19 protein-coding genes and 1 pseudogene are annotated in these 24531 nt (G+C 65.3%); 12 read left to right on the top strand and 8 right to left on the bottom strand.

Annotated elements, in window-relative coordinates; all coding sequences use genetic code 11:
- Positions 1 to 29 precede the first annotated feature (29 nt).
- From H8A92_RS22950 to H8A92_RS22940, 3 genes and pseudogenes are all read left to right on the top strand, one after another.
- Positions 30 to 820 (top strand): annotated as a pseudogene (locus H8A92_RS22950) (ABC transporter ATP-binding protein).
- Positions 820 to 1413: a GNAT family N-acetyltransferase gene (locus H8A92_RS22945; RefSeq protein ID WP_229197873.1), complete on the top strand. Its 594-nt coding sequence runs from the start codon at positions 820 to 822 to the stop codon at positions 1411 to 1413. Before H8A92_RS22950 ends, H8A92_RS22945 begins: the two are co-directional and overlap by 1 nt.
- Before the next feature lie 155 nt (positions 1414 to 1568).
- Positions 1569 to 3617 (top strand): DEAD/DEAH box helicase, encoded by a 2049-nt coding sequence (locus H8A92_RS22940; protein WP_229197872.1) that lies wholly within the window; start codon positions 1569 to 1571, stop codon positions 3615 to 3617.
- A gap of 184 nt (positions 3618 to 3801) precedes the next feature.
- On the opposite strand, the gene H8A92_RS22935 is transcribed toward H8A92_RS22940, so the two are convergent.
- Positions 3802 to 5295, bottom strand: coding sequence for a sensor domain-containing diguanylate cyclase (locus tag H8A92_RS22935; RefSeq protein WP_229197871.1), 1494 nt, complete (start codon positions 5293 to 5295; stop codon positions 3802 to 3804).
- 121 nt (positions 5296 to 5416) lie between these two features.
- On the opposite strand from H8A92_RS22935, the gene H8A92_RS22930 reads away from it, so the two are divergent.
- On the top strand, positions 5417 to 5674 hold the full coding sequence (locus H8A92_RS22930) for a DUF7662 domain-containing protein (RefSeq protein WP_229197870.1): 258 nt from the start codon (positions 5417 to 5419) through the stop codon (positions 5672 to 5674).
- A gap of 165 nt (positions 5675 to 5839) precedes the next feature.
- Here H8A92_RS22930 and H8A92_RS22925 read toward each other — a convergent pair whose 3' ends face one another.
- From H8A92_RS22925 to metG, 3 genes are all read right to left on the bottom strand, one after another.
- Positions 5840 to 8716 (bottom strand): EAL domain-containing protein, encoded by a 2877-nt coding sequence (locus H8A92_RS22925; protein ID WP_229197869.1) that lies wholly within the window; start codon positions 8714 to 8716, stop codon positions 5840 to 5842.
- Positions 8717 to 8836: 120 nt separating this feature from the next.
- On the bottom strand, positions 8837 to 9835 hold the full coding sequence (locus H8A92_RS22920) for an NAD(P)H-quinone oxidoreductase (protein WP_229197868.1): 999 nt from the start codon (positions 9833 to 9835) through the stop codon (positions 8837 to 8839).
- A 69-nt stretch (positions 9836 to 9904) separates the two neighbouring features.
- Entirely contained in the window at positions 9905 to 11584 is a 1680-nt protein-coding gene (gene metG / locus H8A92_RS22915) for a methionine--tRNA ligase (RefSeq protein ID WP_229197867.1), read from the bottom strand.
- A 269-nt stretch (positions 11585 to 11853) separates the two neighbouring features.
- Here metG and H8A92_RS22910 point away from each other — a divergent pair, with 269 nt between their 5' ends.
- Together H8A92_RS22910 and rcdA are read left to right on the top strand one after the other, a co-directional pair.
- Positions 11854 to 12045, top strand: a complete 192-nt coding sequence (locus H8A92_RS22910; RefSeq protein WP_229197866.1) for a DUF1192 domain-containing protein — start codon at positions 11854 to 11856, stop codon at positions 12043 to 12045.
- Between the two features lie 489 nt (positions 12046 to 12534).
- Complete coding sequence (gene rcdA / locus H8A92_RS22905; RefSeq protein WP_163158233.1) at positions 12535 to 13047, top strand: protease adaptor protein RcdA; 513 nt, start codon at positions 12535 to 12537, stop codon at positions 13045 to 13047.
- A gap of 15 nt (positions 13048 to 13062) precedes the next feature.
- Here the strand turns inward: rcdA and pdxR are convergent, their stop codons facing one another.
- Positions 13063 to 14583 (bottom strand): MocR-like pyridoxine biosynthesis transcription factor PdxR, encoded by a 1521-nt coding sequence (gene pdxR, locus H8A92_RS22900; protein ID WP_229197865.1) that lies wholly within the window; start codon positions 14581 to 14583, stop codon positions 13063 to 13065.
- Positions 14584 to 14680: 97 nt separating this feature from the next.
- Here pdxR and H8A92_RS22895 point away from each other — a divergent pair, with 97 nt between their 5' ends.
- On the top strand, positions 14681 to 15307 hold the full coding sequence (locus tag H8A92_RS22895; protein ID WP_229197864.1) for an FMN-binding negative transcriptional regulator: 627 nt from the start codon (positions 14681 to 14683) through the stop codon (positions 15305 to 15307).
- A gap of 457 nt (positions 15308 to 15764) precedes the next feature.
- Here the strand turns inward: H8A92_RS22895 and rpmE are convergent, their stop codons facing one another.
- On the bottom strand, positions 15765 to 15992 hold the full coding sequence (gene rpmE, locus H8A92_RS22890) for a 50S ribosomal protein L31 (protein WP_016845230.1): 228 nt from the start codon (positions 15990 to 15992) through the stop codon (positions 15765 to 15767).
- A gap of 194 nt (positions 15993 to 16186) precedes the next feature.
- On the opposite strand from rpmE, the gene H8A92_RS22885 reads away from it, so the two are divergent.
- Positions 16187 to 18043 carry an ABC transporter ATP-binding protein/permease gene (locus H8A92_RS22885; RefSeq protein WP_229197863.1) on the top strand — a complete coding sequence of 619 codons (1857 nt, stop codon included), beginning with the start codon at positions 16187 to 16189 and terminating at the stop codon, positions 18041 to 18043.
- A gap of 39 nt (positions 18044 to 18082) precedes the next feature.
- On the opposite strand, the gene H8A92_RS22880 is transcribed toward H8A92_RS22885, so the two are convergent.
- Both H8A92_RS22880 and H8A92_RS22875 read right to left on the bottom strand, forming a co-directional pair.
- Positions 18083 to 18724, bottom strand: coding sequence for a hypothetical protein (locus H8A92_RS22880; RefSeq protein ID WP_229197862.1), 642 nt, complete (start codon positions 18722 to 18724; stop codon positions 18083 to 18085).
- Positions 18725 to 18756: 32 nt separating this feature from the next.
- Complete coding sequence (locus H8A92_RS22875; protein ID WP_229197861.1) at positions 18757 to 20862, bottom strand: hypothetical protein; 2106 nt, start codon at positions 20860 to 20862, stop codon at positions 18757 to 18759.
- Positions 20863 to 20993: 131 nt separating this feature from the next.
- Between H8A92_RS22875 and H8A92_RS22870 the strand changes: the two genes are divergently transcribed.
- The 4 genes from H8A92_RS22870 to H8A92_RS22855 all read left to right on the top strand — a co-directional run bounded on the left by H8A92_RS22870 (position 20994) and on the right by H8A92_RS22855 (position 24482).
- On the top strand, positions 20994 to 21317 hold the full coding sequence (locus H8A92_RS22870) for a hypothetical protein (RefSeq protein ID WP_229197860.1): 324 nt from the start codon (positions 20994 to 20996) through the stop codon (positions 21315 to 21317).
- A gap of 172 nt (positions 21318 to 21489) precedes the next feature.
- On the top strand, positions 21490 to 21909 hold the full coding sequence (locus H8A92_RS22865) for a hypothetical protein (RefSeq protein ID WP_229197859.1): 420 nt from the start codon (positions 21490 to 21492) through the stop codon (positions 21907 to 21909).
- A gap of 151 nt (positions 21910 to 22060) precedes the next feature.
- On the top strand, positions 22061 to 23551 hold the full coding sequence (locus H8A92_RS22860; protein ID WP_229197858.1) for an amidohydrolase family protein: 1491 nt from the start codon (positions 22061 to 22063) through the stop codon (positions 23549 to 23551).
- Position 23552: 1 nt separating this feature from the next.
- Positions 23553 to 24482 (top strand): CobW family GTP-binding protein, encoded by a 930-nt coding sequence (locus H8A92_RS22855; RefSeq protein ID WP_476695697.1) that lies wholly within the window; start codon positions 23553 to 23555, stop codon positions 24480 to 24482.
- Positions 24483 to 24531: the final 49 nt, after the last annotated feature.

The raw sequence follows: 24531 nt of genomic DNA, 5'->3' as shown, positions 1-24531 counted from the left end.
GCATCGAACATTTCCTGGCCCGCAGACATCTGACGCCGGTGTCGCCAGGCACCACACCGACGCAGGGCAATGCGCCTGATCGCCTCGGCATCGATGACGCACCAGCCATTGCGGTCGAGGACCTCTGCAAGCAGTACCGCACCCATTGGGCGGTCGACGAGGTCAACTTCATCGTGCCGAAGGGCTGGACCGTCGGCCTGCTCGGCGGCAACGGCGCCGGCAAGACCACCACCATCTCCATGATCATGGGCCTGGTGGTGCCAAGCTTCGGCCGCGCCATGGTGCTGGGCCACGACATGGCGACCGAGCGCCATAAGGTTCTCAGCCGGATGAACTTTGAAAGCCCCTATGTCGCGCTGCCGGGACGGCTCACCGTGCGCCAGAATCTGACGGTGTTCGGCCGGCTCTACGGCGTCGCCAATCTCAAAACGCGGATCGAGGAGCTGATCGAGGATTTCGAGCTCGGCGACGTGCTCGATCGCGTCACCGGCCGGCTCTCGCCGGCCAGAAGACCCGCGTCGCGGTGGCGAAGGCACTGATCAACGATCCCGACGTGCTGCTGCTCGACGAGCCGACGGCATCGCTCGATCCTGATCGTGCCGAGTGGGTCCGCAGCCGGTTGCGCGCCTATCAAAAGCGCCGCGGAGCCACCATCCTGCTGTCCTCGCACAACATGACCGAGGTCGAGCAGCTCTGCGATTTCGTCGTGATCATGAGCCACGGCCGCGTCGTCGCGATGGGGCGCCCGCAAGAGCTGGCCGAGCGCTTCAACTGCCGGGATCTCGACGAGGTCTTCATCTATCTGGCGAGGGTGGCGTGATGCCCTCATCTGGTTGTCCGAACGACAAACCGGTTGCGATCCGTCAGGAACGCCGTTCGGACGTGGCGGCGCGAGAGAGTCTGCTCGACGCGGCATTCGGTCCTGGCCGCCTGGCCAAGGCCTCGGAGCGGCTACGCGAGGGCCGCAAGCCTGCGCGCGGCCTCGCGTTTGTCGCGCACCGTGGCGGCCATCTGGTCGGCACATTGCGGCTGTGGCCGGTCGTGACCGGCACGGGTCACGCCGGCCTGCTGCTCGGCCCGCTTGCGGTCGCGGAGGATGCCCGATGTCTGGGCATCGGCGCCGCACTGATGGGAGAGGCGTTGGCGCGGGCGCGGCAGCTCGGCCACCGCGCCGTCATCCTGGTCGGCGACGCCGCCTATTACGGACGGTTCGGTTTCTCGGCCCAGAACACCGCTGCGTTCCGCATGCCCGGCCCATACGAACGCGACCGCCTGCTGGCCGTTGAGCTGGTGCCGGGCGCGCTGCGAGGGGCGGGCGGCCTGATTGCCGCGGCCGGCCCGCGGCCGTCGCGGTGGTCCGGATTGATGGACCGGATCGCAGGCTCCCCGGCCCCGATCGGACAGCAGGCATGATCCGGCACCTTTTACGCCATGGGGGCATGGCGATTTGGTCGGTCTTGGCGTAAAGCAGCCCAAATCGTCATGCGGCTGTGCCGCCTGCCGGGTACGCAGCTTCAGGTCGTCCCGCTCGACGTTCTGCGCCCGGACCAATCAAGGTTTCCCATCTCGTGCCCTTTCCGACCACAAGTTCGCCGCTCGCGCGCGCCCTGGCTGAGCGCAACTACGAGCAACCGACCCCCGTCCAGCTCGCCGTGCTCGCGGACGATGCCGTTGGCCGCGACCTGCTGGTTTCGGCCCAAACCGGCTCGGGCAAGACCGTTGCCTACGGATTGGCCATGGCAAAGGACCTGCTCGGCGGCGCCGAGCGGTTCGAGCCGGCCGCCGCTCCGCTGGCGCTGATCGTCGCGCCGACGCGCGAGCTCGCCTTGCAGGTTCAGCGCGAGCTCGCATGGCTTTATGAACATGCTGACGCCCGCGTCGTCTCCTGTGTCGGCGGCATGGACCCGCGTCGCGAGCAGCGCGAGCTTGCGGCGGGCGCGCACATCGTGGTCGGCACGCCCGGCCGGCTGTGCGACCATTTGCGTCGCGGCCGTCTCGATATTTCGGGATTGCGCGTCGTCGTGCTCGACGAGGCCGATGAGATGCTCAATCTCGGCTTCCGCGAGGACATGGAGTTCATCCTCGAGACCACGCCGGAGACACGCCGCACCCTGCTGTTCTCGGCGACGTTTCCGCGCGGCATCGTCGCGCTGGCCAAGCAGTATCAGCAGCAGGCGTTCCGGATCGAGGTCGCGGGCGACGAAGGCGGCCATGCCGACATCGAGTACCGCGCCATCCGGGTCGCCGCCGACGACGTCGAGCACGCGGTCGTCAACGTGCTGCGCTTCCATGAGGCGCCGAGCGCGCTGGTGTTCTGCAACACCCGCGAAGCCGTCCGGCATTTGCAGGCGGCGCTGCTGGAGCGCGGATTCTCGGTGGCCGCGCTGTCGGGCGAGATGACCCAGAACGAGCGGACCCAGGCGTTGCAGGCGCTGCGCGACGGACGGTCCCGGGTCTGCGTCGCGACCGACGTCGCGGCGCGCGGCATCGATTTGCCGAGCCTCGATCTCGTCATTCACGCGGATCTGCCGAAAGACCCCGAGGTGATGCAGCATCGCTCGGGCCGCACCGGCCGCGCCGGCCGCAAGGGTGTCAGCATCCTGCTGGTGCCGCCGGCACGGCGGCGGCGCGCCGAATTGCTGCTCGATCTGGCCGGCATCGACATTGTCTGGGGCACCGCGCCGCAGGCGGATGAGATCCGCAAGCTCGACCATGAGCGCCTGCTCAAGGATGCGGTGTTCTCCGAGGAGACGACATCGGACGATCTGGTGCTGGCGCAGGCCTTGCTCGCCGAACGCTCGCCGGAGGTGATTGCCGCGGCATTGGCCCGGCTCTATCGCGCGCGGTTGCCGTCGCCCGAAGACATTCTCGATCCCGGCGAGGGACGCGGCCGCGACCGCGGCGATCGCGCCTCGCGCCGCGAGGAGCGTGCTGCCGGGCCGCGAGCTAAGACCGGGAAGTCTCCGCGCCACGGCATGGAAGAGGCGACCGTCTGGTTCCGCGCCGCCATCGGGCGGCGGAAGAATGCCGAAGCTCGCTGGCTGCTGCCGATGATCTGCCGCCGTGGCGGCATCGACAAGCGCGACATCGGCGCCATCAAGGTCATGGACACGACCACCGAGTTCGAGATCGCCGCGCGGGTTGCGGACTCCTTCGCCACGAAGATCAAGCGTCCGGACAAGGAAGACAGCATCCGCATCGAGCCGCTGGCCGACGCACCGCAGGTTCAGGCGCCATCGGAGAAACCGGCACGCAAGTCCAGGCCCGAGCCTTGGCGCGATCAGGACGACGGCGGACATCGCGCGCCGCGTAACGACGAGGCGCGTGGCGATGCGGCCGCAAAGCGCCGCGGCAAGCCGGATCGCGAGGCGAGGGCGTTTTCGCGCGAAGCGGGCGGCGGCTCGCATGAAGACTACGCGTCAAGACAGGAATCCCGGGCGCCGTCCCGATTCGATCGGAACGAAAAGGGCGCGAGGCCGACGTCTGGAGACGAGCCAAGATTCGGCAAGAAAAAGAAACATCGGGGCAAGTCCGGTCACGCCGGAATCACGCAGTGGCCGGATGTCGCGGCGAAACCGAAGTTCGGCAAGAAGCCAAAGAAGAAGCGCCGCGGCTGAGTTTGCGTGCGGTTGTAAGAGACCCGGCGCTGCAACAAACTCACGGTCGTCCCGGCGAAAGCCGGGACCCATTACCCCGAATGCTCATCGTTATGCGACGCTGAAGCCACAGCTTGCTTCAACAATGAAAGCCAGTGGTTATGGGTCCCTGCTTTCGCAGGGACGACGAGGCGAGAGTTATGCCCTATGCCACCAGCGCGATCTTCGGCGCGGTGGCGAGCACCGACTGGTTGCGGCCGTTGGCCTTGGCGGCGTAGAGCGCCTTGTCGGCGGCTTCGATCAGGTCGGACCATTGCTGGCCTGCAAGCGGCCGCATGCTGGCGACGCCGATGCTCACCGTCGTGATCAGCTCGCCCTCGCACCATTGCTCGACCTTGTTGCGGATGGACTCGGCCAGCTGGAAGGCCTCCAGCGCGGTCATGTTGGGCAGCAGCACCGCAAATTCCTCGCCGCCGAACCGTGCCGGGCAATCCCCGGCGCGGCGCACCGCGTCCGAAATGCAGATCGCGATTCCGACCAGCACCTGGTCGCCGGCCTGATGCCCATGGGTGTCGTTGTAGGCCTTGAAATGATCGGCATCGATCATCAACAGCGCGACCGGCTGGCCGTGCCGGCTGGCCCGGCGCCACTCGCGCTCGATCTCGCCGTCGAACTTGCGCCGGTTCTTCAGGCCGGTGAGGGCGTCGGTGGTTGCCAGTTCCTCGAGCTTGTCCTCGGCGTCGGCGCGGCGGCCGATCTCGCGGGCCAGCACCAACGTCGCGCTGAGCACGAACAGGATCAGCAGCGCCATGATCACACCGATCCGGATCGCTTCGGTGCGCCAGAGGTTGAACACGGCTTCGAGCGGCTTGCCGACCACGACGTAAAGCGGCCCGGCACTGCTGCGCCTGACATAGAGCCGCGGCGTGTCGTCGACCGGTCCCTTGCCCGAGAAGGCGCCGCCCACCTTCAGGTTCTCGGCCTTCCAGGCCAGCTCCTCCGCCAGGTTCTTGCCGATCACATCGAGATCGAACGGCGTCCGCATGATGATGGTGCGGTCGTTGCGCAGCACGGTGATGGTATCGCCCGGCACGAGGCTCAGCCGTCCGAACAGATCATGGAAATAGCTGAAGCGGATCGAGCCGACCACGACACCGAGAAAGCGGCCGTCGTCGCCGACGATACGCCGGCTCAGTACGATGGCGTAGGCGCCGCGATGCAGCATCGGCCGGCTGATATACAGGCCGGTGTCGGGGTGGTCGCGCTGGATCGTGAAATAATCCTCGTCGCTGCGGTTCTCCGGCCGCGGATCGAGGCTGGCGGCGTCGATGGTGAGATTGCCCTCCGCATCGAACACCTGGATCGCGCCGAAATGCTGTGCGGTCGCGGCGTGATCGAACAGGATCAGCTGGCGCAGCTCCTTGCTGACGCTGCGGATCTCCGGCATCTCCAGATTACTGGCGACCGCGCGCAGCGACAGGTCGTAGAGCTCGATGTTGCGGCTGATGTCGGCCTCGATGCCTGACGCCAGATTCTCCAGGGTCCGGCGCGCCAGTTGCTCCTCGCCGCGGCGCATGTCGAGCATCACGCCGGTGCAGACTGCGGAGAAGCCGAGGACGGTCGCGACCGACGAGGCGATGAGCAGCTTTGCCGATAGCCGCCAGCGCCGCCTTGCGTCCTTTCCCCGTCGAAATAGCATGTCCCGCTCCAAAGCGCCGTCATGCATTGGGAAATCTTGTTGTCGCCTTAAATGGCGACAGCGGCCGCCGAATGGGTTAACGGGTGGTTGCCGAACCTCATCTATTGCCATCGAGGACGTTGTGAACGACTACGACCCGCTGCGGGATTACCTGAAGAAGCAGCATCTGCCCGAATTCGTGCTGACCTTCGACGAGATCGAAGCGATCATCGATGCGGCGCTGCCGCGCGCCGCGCACCGCGCGTCGTGGTGGGAAACCCAGCGCAGTCCGCAGGAGAAGATGCCGCAGCGCGAGGCCTGTCTCGAGGCCGGCTACATCGCCACCCGCCAGGCCGACGGCAAGAGCGTCAAGTTCAAGCGCATGCAGAAGCCGCGCTGAGGCGCGGAGCAACGCCACGCCCTGGTTTGTCATCGCCCGCGAATGCGGGCGATCCAGTATTCCAGAGACGCCGGAGTGATACGGAAAAGCCGCGGCGTACTGGATACTCCGCTTTCGCGGAGTATGACGTCCGCGAGCGGGCTGGCAGAGTGCCTTGGCTCAGGCCTAGCTCGCGGCTTCGAGCCGTTCCTCGGTGAGCAGCCGCGTGGCGGCGTCGGCGTCCATCGGCTCGCCGAAGGCGAAGCCCTGGGCGTATTCGCAGCCGAGCTGGTAGAGTTCGACGGCATCCGAATCGGTCTCGGCGCCTTCCGCGACCACGTCCATGCCGAGATCGTGCGCCAGCGCGATGATCGATTTCAGGATCACCGGACGGGTGCCGCGGCTCGTGGTGCGGACGAACGACTGGTCGATCTTGATGGTGTCGAACGGGAAGCGCTGCAGATAGGACAGCGAGGAGTGCCCGGTGCCGAAATCGTCGAGCGACAGCCCGGTGCCGAGCTCGCGAATCCGCGCCAGCATCTGGGCGGCGTGCTCCGGATTTTCCATCACGAGCGATTCCGTCAGCTCCAGCTTCAGCGTGCCGCGCGCCACCGTGGAGCGCGACAGCACGGTACGGATGTCGTGGATCAGATCGTGGCGCAGCAATTGCCGCGACGACACGTTGACCGAGGCGAAGATCGGCTCGCGCGCCCGCATCGCGCGCTGCCACACCGCGAGCTGGCGTGCGGTCTGGTCCATCACGAACATGCCGAGATCGACGATCAGGCCGGTCTCCTCGGCGACGTTGATGAACTCCGACGGCGACATCCGGCCGAGCTTGGGATGGTCCCAGCGCGCCAGCGCCTCGAAGCCGGCGATCGCGCGATCTTCCAGCCGCACGATCGGCTGGTACAGGATCGTGATCTCCTGCCGCTCGATGGCGCGGCGCAGGTCGCTCTCCAAGGTCAGGCGGTCGGTCTTCCGCGCCCGCATCGCCGGCTTGTAGACGTCGATGCGGTCGCCGCCGATCCGCTTCGAATGATACATCGCAAGCTCGGCGTCCTTGATGATCTCGTCGGTTAGCGGCGCGGCCGGATCGGACAGCGCAAGGCCGATCGAGGCGGTCAGGAAGATTTCGCGGTCGTTGAAGGCGATCGGCGCGCGGATGGTCTTGCGGATGGTCTCGGCGAAATTGGTGATCCGCGCCGGGTCCTGCTCCGACAGCAGGATCAGGCCGAACTGGTCGCCGGCCATCCGTGCCAGCGTGTCCTGCGGCTTGAGGATACGGGTCAGCCGCCGCGCCAGCGTCAGCAGGATGGAATCGCCGACCGCGATGCCGACGGAATCGTTGACCTGCTTGAAGCGGTCGAGGTCGATCACCATCAGGGTCGGCCGCAGGTTCGGCATCGTCTTGGCAAGGTTCGCCACCGCGCTGAGGCGATCCATGAACAGCTTGCGGTTGGGCAGGCCGGTCAGATTGTCGTGCACGGAGTCATGAAGCATCCGCTCTTCGGAGTTCTTGAACTCGGTGACGTCGGTCAGCGTCCCGACCACGCGCGAGACCTCGCCGTCGGAGCCGACCACCGGGCGCGCCTTGAGCGCGAACCACATGAAGTGGCCGTCGGGCGTGCGCAGCCGGAAATCCTGCACCAGGCGGCCGCGGCGCTGGTCGAGCACGCTGTCGAGCGCTGCGCGGAAGCGGTCCTGGTCGAGCGGGTGCAGCACCTCGAGCCATTTCGCGGCTGGGCCTTCCAGCGTGCCGCGCTTCAGCCCGAGCAGGGCCTCGGTCTCGGGGCTCGTGAACACCTTGTCGGCGGAGACGTCCCAGTCCCAGATCAGATCGCCGGAGCCGGTCAGCGCCAGCGCGCGGCGTTCGACATCGGAGACGACGCCGGTGGTGGCGCCGCCGCCGGCGAAGGCGTGCTGCATCACCGTAAAGCCAATGAGCATCACGATCAGCACCAGGCCGCCGAGCAGCGCGGGACCGACGATGTCGTTGGTGACGGAGCCGGCAACGGTCATGCCGGCCGCGACCACCCAGACCACCAGCAGGAACCAGGTCGGGATCAACAGCACCGCGCGGTCGAAGCCGTGGGTCGAGAGATAGACGATCAGCGCGAAGCCGGCGAAGGCGATCATGACCAGCGACATCCGCGCGATGCCGGAGGCGACCGCGGGATCGAACAGCGCCAGCGCCACCAGCGAGCCGAGGAAGACCAGCCAGCCGATCGTGATGTGCGAGTAGCGGACGTGCCATCGACTGAGATTGAGATACGCGAACAGGAACACCAGCAGCGTCGCCGCGAGGATCGCCTCGCCCGCCGCGCGCCAGACGCGCTCGGCGTTGTTCGACATGTCGAGCACCTTGCCCCAGAAGCCGAAGTCGACGCCGATATAGACCAGCACCGCCCAGGCCAGCGCCGCGGCGGCCGGGAACATGATGCTGCCCTTGACCACAAACAAAATCGTGAGCACGAGCGCGAGCAGGCCCGAAATGCCGATCACGATGCCCTGGTACAGCGTGAACGAGTTCACCTTGTCCTTGTAGGCGTCGGGTTCCCACAGATAGAGCTGCGGCAGCTTGTGGGTGCGCAGTTCCGCGACATAGGTGACGACGGCGCCGGGATCGAGCGTGATGCGGAACACGTCGGCGGTCGGGCTTTCCTGCCGCTCGGGACGATCGCCGACCGACGGCGTGATGGTGGCGATGCGCGACAGGCCGAGGTCGGGCCACAACAGGCCTGACGACACGATGCGATAGTGCGGCGCGACGATCAGGCGGTCGAGCTGGTCGTCAGTGTTGTTCGCGAGCGCGAACACCACCCAGTTCTGGCCGCCTTCGCGGGCGCGAACTTCGATGCGGCGGACGATGCCGTCGGTTCCGGGAGCGGTGGAGACCTGGATGCGGTCGGTTTCACTGCGCTGATGGTCGAGAACCGCCGTCAAATCGATCGCCGGCGCATCGCTGCGCACGCTCACCGCGTCGATCGCATACGCGGCAGGCGCAGCGGCAAACATCATGAGGCCCAGCGCCAGCAGCGCAAGGCACCTGATCAGACGCAATGTCAGTACTCCGCGATCGACAAACTGCCCGGGCCCGGCGACCGGCCCGGAGGTGGCGCGATAAATGACACGAAAGCGAAGGAAATCAAAGGGTTTCCGCCCCTGCTTCCGTGGCGAGAGTTAAACCACCAACACAATTTTGCCAATATGTTCGCTGGTCTCCATGCGGCGGTGCGCATCGGCGGCCTTTTCCAGCGGGAATGTGCTGTCCATCAGCGGTTTGACGCGTCCTTCGCGCAGCAACGGCAGCACCTTTGCCTCGATTGCCGCGACCATCGCGGCCTTGTCCGCATTACTACGGGGGCGCAGGGTCGAGCCGGTGTGGTGCAGCCGCTTGACCATCAGCTTGGCGAAATTGGCTGTGGCCTTCGGTGTTCCCGACAGGAACGCGATCTGGACGATGCGGCCCTCGACGGCAGCGGCGTCGTAGTTCCGGTCGATATAGTCGCCGCCCACCATGTCGAGGATGACGTTGGCGCCGGCGCCGTCCGTCGCCTTCTTCACCGCCTCGACGAAATCCTCGGTCTTGTAGTTGACCGCGTGATCGGCGCCGAGCTTGAGGCAGGCATCGGCCTTGTCCTGCGAGCCGACGGTGACGATCACCTTAGCACCGAACGCCTTGGCGAGCTGGATCGCCATCGTGCCGATGCCCGACGAGCCGCCGTGAATCAGGAGCGTTTCGCCGGCCTTGAGCGCGCCGCGCTCGAACACATTGTGCCACACCGTCATCAGCGTTTCCGGGATCGCGCCGGCTTCCTGCGTCGACAGTGAGGGCGGCACGGTCATCGCCTGCGCGTCCTGCGCGATGCAATATTGCGCGTAGCCGCCGCCGGCGACGAGCGACATCACCTTGTCGCCGATCTTGTGCTTCGCGCCTTCGCCGAGCGCGACCACTTCACCTGATATCTCGAGGCCGGGCAGGTCGCTTGCGCCGGGCGGCGGCGGATACGAGCCGGAGCGCTGCGCGACGTCAGGACGATTGACGCCGGCGGCCGCGACCTTGACCAGGATCTCCCCGGCCTTCGGCACCGGCAACGCGCGGATCTCGGGCACCAGCACCTCCGGGCCACCGGGCTTGCTGATGGCAACGACGGTCATTTGCGCGGGCAGATTGGGCATGGTTCGTCCCTGGTCAGTGGAGAGGATTGGCGGATGGCATACCGCCTTTTCCAACGAAGCGAAACGCCATTAAGCCCCGAACCGGGCAGTCAGATGCGCGGCTTTTTCAGAGCTGATTTTCTCGACCGGCAGGCCGAACTTGACGACCGGCGTGCCGGCACCGCCATTCAGCAACCGGACGAGTGGGCCAGTGGGCCAGCGTGGCACGGCATCATTGCGGCCAAACGCGCCGAGCACGCGCTCGGACAGGTTTGGCACGATGCTCCACGCCAGCGTCGCGCAGAGCGCAACGAGATTGAACCCGACGCGGGTGATGACCGCCGCCCGTGCCGGATCGCACTTGATCGCCGTCCAGGGCGCGGTGTGTTGCAGGTAAGCGTTCGCCGCATCCCAGATCGCGCGTGTTGTGGCCGCGGCGGCACGAAACTCCAGGATGGTGTGATGGCGGTGCAGCGCCTTGATGCGCTGCTCCAGATCATGCGCGAGCCGCAGCTCAATTTCACTGGGTGCGCCACCCTCCGGAATGCGGCCATCGAAGGCGAAATGCGCGAAGCTGACGATGCGGTTGACGAGGTTGCCGAAGATGTCGGCGAGGTCCTTGTTCACATCGGCAACGAACCTCGCGACGCCAAAATCGGTATCGGCGCTTTCCGGCGCGTTGGCGATCAGCCACCAGCGCCAGAGATCGGCCGGCAATTCTTCCAGTGCCGCGTCAGTAAAGATGCCGCGCTTGCGGCTGGTCGAGAACTTGCCGCCCTCGTAATTCAGCCAGTGGAATCCCTTGATGACGTCGGCGGTCTTCCACGGCTCGCCGGAGCCGATCAGCGTTGCCGGAAAACTCACGGTGTGGAACGGGATGTTGTCCTTGCCGAGAAACTGGATGTAGCTGACTTCATCTGCCTGCCACCACCATTCCTTCCAGTTGCGGGCGGGCGCGGCGGCCGCCCATTCCTGCGTCGCCGCGATGTAGCCGATCGGCGCATCGAACCAGACGTAGAACACCTTGCCGTCAAAGCCCTCGTGCGGCACCGCGATGCCCCAGGCGAGATCACGCGTGATGCAGCGATCGCGCAGCTCGGCATTGAGCCAGCTCTTCGCGGTCGACAGCACGAAGGGCGGCCAGCCGGTGCGGCTGTCGATCCATGCGCCGATGCTGTCGACGAGTTGCGACTGGCGCAGGAACAGATGACGGCTCTCGCGGATCTCGAGCGCGCGGTCACCTGATAGTGCCGAGCGCGGATCAATGAGCTCCGGCGGGTCAAGCAGGGTCCCGCAATGGTCGCATTGATCGCCGCGCGCCGATCCATCGCCGCAATGCGGACAGGTGCCGAGCACGTAGCGATCCGGCAGGAAGCGCCGGTCGGCCGGCGAGAACACCTGCCGCGAAATGCGCGCCTCGATCAGGCCGGCTGCGTCGAGCCGGCGATAGAAGTGCTGCGTCAGCGCATGGTTGTGCGACGAACTGGTGCGGCCGAAATAATCGAAGGACAGGCCAAATCGCCGGTAGATGTCGGCCTGGACGGCGTGCTGCGCGTCGCAGAATGCCCGCACATCCTGTCCTGCTTCGATGGCGCCGAGCTCGGCCGGCGTGCCGTGCTCGTCGGTCGCGCAGATGAACAGCACGTCGTCGCCGATTTGTCTTCGGAAGCGGGCGTGGACGTCGGCGGGCAGCAGCGAGCCAATGAGATTGCCGAGATGCTTGACGCCGTTCACGTAAGGAAGGGCGCTGGTAATGAGAATTTTGGTCATGGGTCAGGGTCTTTCGCGTTTGCTGATGCCGACCCCGAAAATCAAATCTGAAAAATCAAAAAGCCCTCCCGCGTGATCGGAAGGGCTTGGGGTCGGCTCATGCCTGGCGCCCAGGCGCACTATCCCGTCCGGTCAAACTCCTTGCGGTCGGGCCGGGGCATTCGCGTCAGATGTTGCGCGCACACGAAAGTCACTGCAAAATTCTCCTTGTCCCAAAATCTATCATCTCTGGACGCGAGGCGCCAGATCATCATTGCCCGGAGGACAACATGCCGATTGAGGATGAGGACCGGCCGCGGAAAAAGATCAGCCACGAAATCGGACAAGATCTCTACCTGCTGTCGGTCGAGGATTTGACCGAGCGGATCGCGCTGCTCAACGCAGAAGTCGATCGATTGAAAGAGGCGATGTCGAAGAAGCGCGCGTCGAAGGACGCTGCGGACGCGTTCTTCAAGTCGTAGCGCTGCGACCTCACATCACGTCGTCCCGGACAAGCGAGCAAAGCGAGCGCGATCCGGACCCATAACCACGGCTGTTCATTGTCGCACGCGGTTCGGCCGCGGCAGCGCGCAACGCGGGCATTGGTGGTTATGGCTCCCGGCCTTCGCCGGGACGACGCGAGGCGACGTGTCCCAAACTCGGTCAATGGCCGACATGGCAAACAAAGCCTGAAGAAATCCGTTCATTTACGATCGGTTAAGCTTTCTCGATTATGACTGCATTGTCCTCGTTTGGACACCGAGTGGCTCCTGTCCACTCTGTTTGACGCCTCCCTGTTATCAACTTCAAAAGCCGCCGGAAACGGCGGCTCTTTTTTGTGCGTCCTATCCCTTGGAAACCATAAATCCGGTTGCGGCTGGACTCTTCGGCGCGCCCGCGCAATGATTTGTTCATCATAAGCTGGCGCGTGAGATGCCAGCGGGCGTTAAGATGGTGTGAGGGCGTTAACCATGGCGGATCGTTCCCAGAACGAAGCCGGGCTTGTGCTGTTCAGTGAGCGGCTGACCAATTCTGCGGCATTCGGCGTGCTGTTCCGGGAAGGCATGGACCTGGTCGAGCAGACCGCCGCCTATCTCGACGGCGACGGCCGCACCGAGGCCAAGGCGCTGGAACGGTCTGTCAGCCTGACCTATGCCACCGAAAGCATGCGCCTGACCACGCGGCTGATGCAGCTCGCGTCGTGGCTGCTGCTGCATCGCGCGGTCAAGGAAGGCGAGATGACGCTGACCCAGGCCAATCGCGAGAAGACCAAGGTGAAGCTTTCGGCCGCCGATCCCGGCCCGGTCGATATGGTCACCAAGCTGCCCGAGCAATTGCAGCAGCTGATCACCCGCTCGATGGATCTGCAGGCGCGCGTCCGCCGCCTCGACACCACGATCCACGCGCCGGCGCCGGATCGCTCGACGATCGGCAATCCGCTGGTGCCGCAGCTCAACCGCCTCAAGGCTGCGTTCGAGCAGTAGATCCGAACAGGCAGCTCAGTTTGAAGTGGCGGCACGGCGTGGCTTGGCCCGCCGCGGTGACATGTGTTGATCGATCACGCGTCGCAGATTGATCGCGGCTGCCTCCAGCGCCTCCGGCTCAAATCCTCCAAAGCCGAGCATGAGTCCGGAGCGCGGCGCCGTCTGGTACATCGGTGAAATCGGCCGCACGACGATGCCGTCGGCGAGCGCTGATTTCGCCAAGTGCACATCGTCGAAGCGCTGAGGCAGCCGCAGCAACAGATGCATGCCCTGGTCGCTCGGTTGCAGCGTGACGTCATCGGGCATGTGACGCGCCAGCGCCGCGATCAATGTCGCGCGGCGCGCGGCATAGACGCCGCGGATGCGCCTGATATGCGCTTCGAACAGCCCCTCGCGCATGTAGGCCGCCAGCACATGCTGGTCGGCGGTCGGTGAGTGCCGGTCGAGCAGGGCGCGTGCGCCGGCGAAGGCGTCGATCAGTGGCGGAGGCGCCACGACATAGCCGAGCCGCAGCGAGGGAAACAGCACCTTGCTCAACGTGCCCAGATAGATCACGCGCGACGGCGCGAGGCCCTGCATCGACGGAAAGGGATGACCGGCGTAGCGCAGCTCGCTGTCGTAATCGTCCTCAACGATCCATGCATTGCTTCGCTGCGCCCATGCCACCAGCGCGTTGCGGCGGGCCATGCTCAAGGGCATGCCGAGCGGATATTGATGCGACGGTGTCACGAACGCCGCGCGCGCATGCGGGGAGGCGGCCACGGCGGCCTCGACGTCGATGCCCTGCGCATCGACAGGTATGCGCGTGGTGACGAGATCGAGATCGTCGAGCACCGCCGTCATGCCGGGATAGGCGGGATCCTCGGCCCAGACGCGATCGCCCGACGACAGCAGCACGCGGCCGGCGAGATAAAGTCCCTGCTGCGTGCCGGCCGTGATCACGACCTGCTCGGGCTCGCAATGCACCGCGCGGGATTTGCGCACATAGTCCGCGATCGCCTGCCGCAGCTCCATCAGGCCGCGCGGATCGCCGTAGCTCGCCGGCGCCGCCGCCCGCGATGCACGCACACGGTTGCCGAGGCGGCGCCAATTGTCGTCAGGCGCGACCGCGCCACCGGGGACTGCGATCGCAAACGGGATTTCGGGCATCGGCGTGAAGGCCGCCACCACTTTGGCGAGCCGCATCGCGCGCGGCGGCAACTGGATCGGTGCGGGCTTGGGCGCGCTGCGGCCAGCAGGCGGACGGATGGGGCGTGCCGGTTCAGCAAGCGTCGGCGCGACGCGGGTGCCGGCACCGATCTGCGCTTCCAGACAGCCCTCGGCCTGCAGTTGCTCGAAGGCTTCCGCCACCGTGCCGCGCGCGACGCCAAGCGAGGCCGAGAGCGCGCGGGTCGACGGCAGCAATTCCCCGGCCTTCAGTTCGCCCCTCGCGATCGCTATGCGCAGGGCTCGGGCGATCTGTCGCCCGACCTGTCCGGCGGCGCGGTCAACCGCGCCGAGCGAAGGGATGCTGATCGTGGCGCGCAGTCGGGGCATAGTGGACCAGTCATTATGATTGAAAGTGGCTCTTATCATAGGCCACTTCGGCGCTATTGTGCGAGCAGCAATTGATGATGTCTGCCAGAGGTCTGCCATGTACCTGCCGCCGCATTTCAAGATGGAAGAACTCGGCCCGATCCACGCCGCGATGCGGGCGTCACGGCTGGCGACGCTGGTCACCGCGACCGCGGACGGGCTGATCGCAACCCCGCTGCCGCTGATCCTCAATGAGAACGAGGGCGACTACGGCACGCTGTACGGCCACGTCGCGCGGCCGAATCCGCAGTGGAAGCTGCCTGCGGTCGGCGAGGCGATGGCGATCTTCATGGGCCCGGACGCCTATGTGACGCCGTCCTGGTATGTGACCAAGGCCGAGCACGGCAAGGTGGTGCCGACCTGGAATTACGTCGCCGTGCACGCCTATGGCGCGGCCGAATTCTTCGAGGATGCCGACCGTCTGCTCGACGTCGTGACGCGGCTGACAGCGCTGCACGAGAAGTCGCGCAAGGAAGCCTGGCAGGTCAGCGATGCGCCCGATGATTTCATCAAGGCGCAGCTGCGCGGCATCGTGGGCTTCCGGATGCCGATCACGCGGATCGACGCCAAGAAGAAGATGAGCCAGAACCGCAAGCTCGAGGATCGCGCCGGAGTGATTGCCGGGCTTGGCGAAAGCGACAATCCGGTCGATCACGAAGTCGCAGCGATGATTCCGGCGAATTGAGACGTGATCAGATTTGGATCAGATGGCGACCGCGACGGCGCTACGCTCCCTCGCCCCGTTCTTACAGGGAGAGGGTTGGGGTGAGGGGCCGTCTCCGCGTAGCCGGTTACAACCGAGTTTGCGGGAACGCATCTAACGATGCGTTCCGACCTCTCCCCGCACGCGGGGCGAGGTGCAGCAGAGTTCGCTGATCGATTCAGCATGGCTGGACCTGGGATCAGCGCAAAGGTCGCGGTCGTGATCGCAAAGGCGCCGCAAATGGCCGCGCGGCGCTGGAACGACGAGTCCCGTTCACAACGCACGCCGCGCCGTATGGGTCCCGGCCTTCGCCGGGACGACGGCATGGAGAGAGGCGCGGTCGTCCATCCAGCCGATCCGGAGCGCGCCCCAAAAATAAAAACGCCCCCGAGATGGAGGCGTTCTGCGTTCGACCACAAGGGCGATCCCGAAGCGGACTTTAGTCCTTCTTGAGGAAGCCCGAAAACTTCTTCTGGAAGCGCGAGACACGGCCGCCGCGGTCCATCAGCTGCTGGGTACCGCCGGTCCAGGCCGGGTGCGACTTGGGGTCGATGTCGAGGTTCAGCGTGTCGCCTTCCTTGCCCCAGGTGGAGCGGGTCAGGTACTCGGTGCCGTCGGTCATGACGACCTTAATCGTATGATAATTCGGATGAATATCGGCTTTCATGACAGTTCCTTCGGCGCGCGGCGCCCATCTCAAGACATTCAGGTACGGGATTTGGGCGGCTCTATAACGCATGGAGCCCCCCAAAACAAGCCAAGAAACCGGGCTCAAGCCCATCACCGGATTGGGACTTTACCGGATTTGCCAGCCGGGGGTCGGCGGGCCTATGTGGGGGGCGATAGAACCGGTCTAGATTGATGAGCGTAGCTGAACAGCTTGAGACCACTCGCGGCACCCAAGAGCCTTCGCGCGACGCGCTGCTCGATGAGGAAGCCTTTATCGAGAGCCAGATCACGGAGCCGACCAAGAGCCGCGCCCGCTTGCGGCCGCTGCTTGCGCTCGCGCCCTATGTCGCGCGCTACAGGGGGCGGGCGATCCTCGCGCTGATCTCGCTGACGATCGCGGCGATCACCACGCTGATCGTGCCGGTCGCGGTGCGGCGGATGATCGACATCGGCTTCACGGCCGAAGGCATCGCGATGATCAACAGCTATTTCAGCGTGATGATCGCAGTCGTCGCGGTGCTCGCCTGTGCCAGCGCCTCGCGCTACTACTTGGTGATGACGATCGGCGAGCGCATCGTCGCCGATCTCCGCCGCGACGTGTTCGCACATCTGATCTCGCTGTCGCCCTCGTTCTTCGATTCCGCGCGGTCAGGCGAATTGGTGTCGCGGCTTACCGCCGACACCACGCAGATCAAGTCCGCGGTCGGCGCTTCGGTGTCGATCGCGCTGCGCAATCTGATGCTGTTCTTCGGCGCCGCCGCGATGATGGTGATCACGAGCCCAAGACTGTCCGGTTTCGTGCTGCTCGCAATTCCGATCATCGTGATTCCGCTGGTGGCGTTCGGCCGCTGGGTGCGGCGGCTGTCGCGCACCGCCCAGGACACGCTGGCCGATGCCAGCGCCTATGCGAGCGAATTGGTCAACGCGATCCGGACCGTGCAGGCCTATACCGGCGAGCGGCTCGCCAGGACGCGTTTCGCCGGCGAGGTCGAGCAGGCCTATCAGGCCGCGCGCAGCTCGACGAAAGCGCGCGCGGTGTTGACGCTGATCGTGATCTTCATCGTGTTCGCCAGCGTCGTCGTGATCCTCTGGGTCGGCTCGCACGACGTGCTGGTCGGCACCATCAGCCCCGGCCGGCTCGGCCAGTTCATTCTGTACACGGCGTTCGCCGCGAGCGGCCTCGGCCAGCTCAGCGAGGTCTGGGGCGAGGTCTCGGCCGCATCCGGCGCCGCCGAGCGGCTGTTCGAGATCCTGCGCGTCAGGCCGCAGATCGCGGCGCCCGCTTCGCCCCGCGCGCTGCCGCAACCGGCGCGCGGCGATGTCGGCTTCGACGACGTCAGCTTCGCCTATCCGACCCGGCCCAATGCGCCGGCGGTCGATGGCGTGTCGCTTGCGGTCCGCTCAGGTGAGAAGGTCGCGATCGTCGGTCCCTCCGGCGCCGGCAAGAGCACGCTATTCCATCTCTTGCTGCGCTTCTACGATCCGAAATCGGGCGCCATTTCGCTCGACGGTGTGCCGATCCGGCAGGCCGATCCGGCCGAGGTGCGCGCGCGGATTGCGCTGGTGCCGCAGGATTCTGTGGTGTTCGCCGCGAGCGCGCGGGAGAACATCCGGTTCGGCCGTCCCGATGCCAGCGATGCTGAGGTCGAGCGCGCCGCCGATCTCGCCCATGCCACCGAATTCCTGCGCCGCTTGCCCGAAGGTTTCGACGCCCAGCTCGGCGAGCGCGGCGTGACGCTGTCAGGCGGCCAGCGCCAGCGCATCGCGATTGCCCGCGCGATCCTGCGCGATGCGCCGCTGCTGTTGCTCGACGAGGCGACCTCGGCGCTCGACGCCGAGAGCGAGACGCTGGTGCAGACCGCGCTCGAGGAATTGATGCGCCACCGCACCACGCTTGTCATCGCGCATCGCCTCGCAACCGTGCTGTCCTGCGACCGCATCCTTGTCATGGACCAGGGCCGAATTGTCGAGCAGGGCACCCACGCCGAGCTGGTCGCCGCGGGCGGCCTCTATGCACGGCTGGCACGGCTGCAGTTCGAGGGGATTTGAGCGGGGCGATCAAGGCCGGTCGTCGGCATTTGCCCGCAGCTACGGATAGCAATGATCTTTCGTCGCAGCATCGAACCCGACGGCAAGGTCTTGTTCAAGAGCTGGCGTCTGCACGATGCTTCTGAATTTTGCGGCCTTGGCTATGGGGCTGTTAGGCGGCGCGCCGTCCGGCGGCGGCATCCGCGGCTGCATTAGATTTTTCGTCATCGCCGTTCGGCTGGCCTGTGCCTTGCAGGCATCGCTTGTGGCAGTGATGGCGGGAATTGCATCCATTCGCGTCTGATAGATATCGAAGAAATCGCGGGCGTCGCGATCGAACACCGCCATTGAAGTCGGTATTGTCTGCAGGTTCGAGCCGAACGAAGCGACGCAGGCCTCCTTGGGTTGTTCCGGCCCCTTCTCGGCGATGACGACAGCAACCATGGGCCACTGCTGGTCTTCGATCGTCAATGTATACTTCTCGGATGCCGCAATCGGATGCGCAGCGTCAGCGAGGGCCTTGTGATCGGCGGCATTTGCGCTGTTGAGACCGTTGAACACGAAGGAATCCGAGAACGAGAGCGACGGAGATCCCGGCAGCGCGCGAACCTCCAGAACTTTCTGATTGCTGCTGCCGCCGTCGGAGATGGTACATTGCAGATGCTGTGCCTCCGCTTTCGCGAGGCCGGTTGCCAGCATCATGAGGGCGACGAGGATTTGGACGGACACCGTTCTCATGGCGCAAGCCCGCCCGCAACCATGGGAATCGGCGGCGGCGTGAATCGGATGACCGGGCAGAATTCAGTTGGACCGTCGTCGATGGTCGGCACGGTGTCGGTATTGATAAAGTCCTCAACGATCTTGGGTGAAAGCCCCTGCGGCGGCGTCAGATATTCCGTCTCATTCCGAAGCTTCCGGAAGTGGTGGATGACGACCTTGAAGAACCTCTGGTCGTAGGTGTCCCGGTCCCGCTGCGGATTGCCCTTCTTCCACCCAAGGGCAAAGGCGTGCCAGGGCACACACCCCGACGGCGGACAGTTGTCGTTAAGCTCGGGCGGGGCCATGTTCAGGATGCGACCGATCTTCAGCTTGCGCGTGGACGGAGCATCAGCAATGCACACAGTGTTGCTCGCATCCGTCAGCGTGGCGGGCATGCTGAAGTTCAAGGCGAACCATCCGTCCGCGGAAGCCTCCGCGGCGATCAGGCCGCTATTGATGAGATCGCCAATCGGACGGGCCGGCGTATCGCCAATCTTCAACTGGAGGTCCTTGATGACGTCGTTTGGATCAAGGCCGACAACGGCGCTGTCCAGTTGCGACAGCGTGGCCTTTGCGGTCGTCAGTGACGATTTGACAAACGCGGGAGCGAAGGAAGGCGCCTTATCTTGAAATGCTGCTGCCACGACATCGGTCGGCTTTTCGATGGTGCCGGTGCTGCTTGCCCAGGCCTTCGCCTCCAACCTGACGATATCGCCGCTTCTCACATTGGACGTGCAAAAGCTCGGGATAAATTGCGGCTTGGCATCGATCGCGCAGGTTCGTACCGAATTGGTGCCACGGATGTCCTCGTCGATCTCCGCTTTGACGATGGCGGCCTTGGTCAGATACACGAGGTCGAGCCGGTCGCCGGCGCCGAGCGGCGTGTCCAGATCGGGTTGGCCCAGGGCCTCGCGGGGCTCCCAGGTCGCGGTCCATGCTCCCTCGGTCATGGCGGCGGCGCGGAAGTCGTCGAGTTGCTTGCGGGTCGCGCGCTTGATCGCGAGTTCGCGGGACCACGCCCTGAATTTCGTTGTGCGGCCGAGAAGCCGGTTGAGATAGGTGACACCGCCGTCCGTCTTGATGTCGACGCCGGGATCGAGGGCCTTCAGCAATAGACGCGGAGTGACTGGCTGTCCGGCGGCATCCTTTGCGGGATAGTAGGTGGTGTTGTCGGTCGTGCCGTCGATCACCCTCACGCTCACCGCCGTGCTCTTCAACTCGGCCAGCCTGTCTGTGACCGAGATTTCTGTCGTCGTATCGCCCTTCAGATACTTGATGCTGTTGATCTGTAGCGAAAACACCGAGCCATTGGTGAGCAGTTCCTTGATCAGTGCGGTCGGTCGCGACTCCACGTAGATGACATAACGGAACGGTTCGCCGCTCGCGCTGATCGGGCTTATGGTCAGCTTGGTCGCACCGCCGGCGGCCGCCGGCGGTGCGCCCGGTACCGAGGAGGTGTTGACCCCGATGACGCCGTTCATGATCGTCCGCTCGTTCGTCCTGAACGGGTCTGAGCTGATGATCGAGAAGTTGATGTCCGTCAGAGCAATAGAGTAGTTCTCGTAGTTGGTGATGGTTATCTCGGCGGTCAGGAAGCCGTCGTTCTCTCCGAGGGCGGCTTTCTGAAACTCCTCGCTGGACAAGACCTGGCCTGCGGAATTGGTCGCGGTGATGATGGCGTCCAGTCGTTGATGGTTTTCCCAGACGTTCTTTCGCTCATCGGTCGTATCGGTCTTGACGCTGCCGCCAAATCCGACCTTGAAGTCCTTGGAAAGACTCAGTTTCAAGTCGAATCCAAGGTTCGACGCGGTTTTTTCGGTCAACGTACTCGTCGAACGGAAGTCGTAGTCGAACGTGCTCTTTCGCTCGTTCTTGTAGTCGACGCTTCTTGTTGATGTGACCTTGACCGAGCTGTCAGCGGTCAATCGGTATCGAAGACCCGCCTCGATATGGCCGATCGAAATAGCCAGCCGCGGCAGGTCTTTGGTGTCGATCGGAGCAAGCGCTTGTGCCCCGGCTGCCGAAACAAAGCAAAAAAATAATAACGCGCAATAAGCGCCGGACGATCCCGCCCTCTTCATTATGCGCCCCTTGGAAACAACCTTCGCGGGTGGCATGATCTCATTTTGGCAATGGTCGTCAAGGGCCGGCGCTCACGCAGAACACGCAATTGACACCGCTTTCCTACGAAATCCTTTGGGGGTACAGACCAATGGCCGTATTTGTCGCGCTCAACCATCAGAATGATAAGCTTCAGGTCAATATCACCATGACCGACGGTGCCGCGAGCGGCACCTGGGTTTGCGAGGACACGTCTTCCGCGACCCTTGACTTCGACAACGGGGCATTCCTCCAAACCATCTATGGCGGTCATCCCACCGAAGACAGATCGCTGCTGAACAACGACCGCGAGCCGCTGCTCGTTCTGAGGAACTTCGTCGAGGGGACGAATAGCGGTGACGTTGTGTTCGCGATCGAAGGGGGCCTCGGGACTTTCGGCACCGAACCGGCGCGGTGGACAAGACTGGAAGGATAGCCGGGCCTGCCAGCCCCGCGGCAACAGTCGCTCGAGGAAGTCGTCGCACGGCAGGCGTCGCCGGGACGCTCATGCGGCTCCTATGAGGTTGCTGGCGCGCTCCTCTCGAAAACCTATTGCCGCACAGGGATAGTCACGCCGCGCCATGGATCGGCGCGGGGGTGTTCGATCGATGCGCCGTGATGGAGTGACCGAACCACAGGGCAAGCTGCTCCGTGCCTGGCAGCTTGCGGTGCTGCGCTTCGCGGTGACGCTCGACGACGACGATCGGATGCACGCACTCGGTGTGGCCGGCGAGGTCGACCGGCTGGGCGGCACGGCCGATGACGCCTTCCGCTTCTTCCGCAGGACGACCGCGGAGCTGTGCGCGGCGATCTCCGGTCGGGGCGCGGATCAGGATGCCGTCGTCAGGCGATTCCTGGCACAGATCGACGATGTCAGGCTCAGGCGTGCGGTCGAGGCGGCGATCGCCAAGGACTGCGCCAAGGACCGTGCCGAGGACCGCACGCCGCCGAAACTCGTGGCGAGCCGTACCAAGCCCGGCGACGATCTCTGGCGGGGGCTGCCGTCGCGGCGAGCAACCGGAACGTAGGGAGAGGCTCTCTGCAATCGCCATCACGGCGCGGCGGATATTCCGCCAGAGCATGTCGCCACAACCCTGACCCGGTTGCTGCAATCAGTGCGATGCGCTTCTCTGTGCGCGAAAAGAGACCGGTCGGTTTCGGAATGCGGGGAGTGGCGAGATGGGTGGTTTGGTGATCAGCGGCGGCCGGGTGGTGGATCCGGCCAGCGGAATGGACGCGATCGGCGATATCGCTGTGGTCGACGGCAAGATCGCCGCGGTTGGCACCGGCCTCGGCGGCGCCGAGCGGCAGATCGACGCCACCGGGCTCGTGGTGGCGCCGGGATTCATCGACCTGCACGCCCATGGCCAGACCATTCCGGCCGACCGCATGCAGGCCTTCGACGGCGTCACGACGTCGCTCGACCTCGAGGCCGGCGTGCTGCCGGTCGCATCCTGGTACAAGCGCCAGGCCGAGAAGGGGCGGGTGCTGAACTACGGCGCCGCGGCCAACTGGGCCTTCGCGCGGATCGGCGCGATGACCGGTTCGAATTCGGAAAGCTCGCTGGAATCGTTCGGTGCGGCGATGCGTGATCGGCGCTGGATCGAGAATGTCGCGACCGAGGGCGAGGTCGGCGGCATCCTCGAGCGTCTCGCCAACGGGCTGAACGAGGGTGGTATCGGCATCGGCATCCTCAACGCCTATGCGCCGGGCGCCGGCGTGCAGGAACTGACCGCGGTGTGCCAGCTCGCGGCTGATCATGCGGTGCCAACCTTCACCCACGTCGCCTACATGTCGCGCATCGACCCCGAGAGCGCGGCCGAAGCCTATATCCGCTTGATCGGCTATGCCGGCGCCACCGGCGCGCACATGCACATCTGCCACTTCAACTCGTCGAGCAAGACCGACATCGAACGCTGCGTTGCGCTGATCGCGAAAGCGCAGGCGCAGGGCCTGCCGATCACGGTGGAGGCCTATCCCTACGGCACCGGCTCGACGGTGTTGGCCGCGACCTTCTTCAGCGATCCGAAATTCGAGGAGCGCAACGGCCTCGGCTATGATTCGGTGCAGCGCGTGACCGACGGTCACCGCTTCGGCAGCCGCGAGGAGCTGCTGGCGGCGCAGGCCGAAGAGCCCTCGACGCTGGTGCTGTGGCATGTGCTCGATATCGAGAACAACGCGCATCATCGCGATCTGCTCGACATGGCGGTGCTGTATCCGGGCGGAGCAATCGCCTCCGACGCGATGCCGTGGACGCTGTCGGACGGCCGCCCTTACACCGGCGATGCCTGGCCGCTGCCGGACGATGCCACCTCGCATCCGCGTTCGGCGGGCTGCTTCACCCGATTCATCCGCGAATGGGTGCGCGAGCGCAAGAAAGTGTCGCTGCTCGAGGGCATCCGCAAATGCGCGCTGATCCCGGCGGAGATCCTGTCGGCGAGCACGCCGGCGATGCGCGCCAAGGGCAGGCTGCAGGCGGGCGCGGATGCCGATGTCGTGGTGTTCGACTACGAGACGCTGAGCGATCGCGCGACCTTCTCGGCGATGAATCGTCCGGCGGAGGGCGTGCGACACCTCGTGGTCAGCGGACAGCCGCTGATCAGCGATGGCGTCCTCGATGTCGCGGCGCGTCCCGGCCGGCCGGTGCGCCGGCCCGTCGCTGGAGGCTGAGGTGCCGGTCCCGATCCTGCTGGTCACGGGCTTCCTCGGGGCGGGCAAGACCACGGTCGTCAACCATCTGCTGGCGCATGCGCAAGGCAAGCGCATCGCCGCTGTGGTCAATGATTTCGGCGCGATCAATATCGACGCCGAATTGATCGCCGGCGCCAGCGACGGCGTGGTCAGCCTGAGCAATGGCTGCATCTGCTGCACGCTGGAGGGCGATCTGCTGCGCACGCTTGCGACGTTGCTGCGCCGTGATCCGCGTCCGGAGTTCATCGTGATCGAGACCAGCGGGATTGCCGACCCCGCGGACATCGTTCGCAACCTGATGGATCCGGTGATCTGGAAGGAGGCGCCGCTGGAGACCGTGCTGTGCGTCGTCGATGCGACGCAGCCAGCTGCGATGTTGGACGATGCGCTGCTGCGCTCGCAGCTGCGGGCGGCCGATGTGGTGGCGCTGAGCAAGGTCGATCTCGCCGATGCAGCCGCCTGCGCCGCGATCCGCGACGCCGTGCGCGCGGTGCGTCCGGCGGCCGTGGTGGTCGATGCCGTGCATGGCGAGGTGCCGGCCGCGCTGCTGTTTCCGGCGGACCTCGATCATGTGCCGTCGCCGCGCGAGACCGCGCCGCGACGGCCGGCGTCGGACCGATTTGAGACCTTGAGCTGGACGTCCGAGCGGCCGGTGCGGCTGCCGCGCTTGCAGCAGGCGATCGGCAAACTGGCGCCGAAGCTGGCGCGAGCGAAGGGTTTGTTCGAGACAATGGAGCAGCCCGGACGGCTGACGGTATTTCAACTTGCCGGTGGACGCGCGACGTTGGCCGCGGGCGGCGTGCCCGCGCCCGGCGTGCCGCGCACGCGAATCGTGTTCATCGCCGAGATGGGCGCGTTGTCGCGTACCGAGATCGATGAGGTGATGCAGGGCTGCGTCGAAGCCGAGTGATGCGAGCTTGCGTTTCCAGTCATCCCCGCGCAAAGGCGAAGCCTTTGCG

It is taken from the genome of Bradyrhizobium acaciae, from assembly GCF_020889785.1.
In the GTDB taxonomy this organism is placed as follows: Bacteria; Pseudomonadota; Alphaproteobacteria; order Rhizobiales; family Xanthobacteraceae; genus Bradyrhizobium; species Bradyrhizobium acaciae.
Note: the sequence above shows the minus strand (reverse complement) of the source record. Positions and strands in the feature narration are given on the sequence as shown.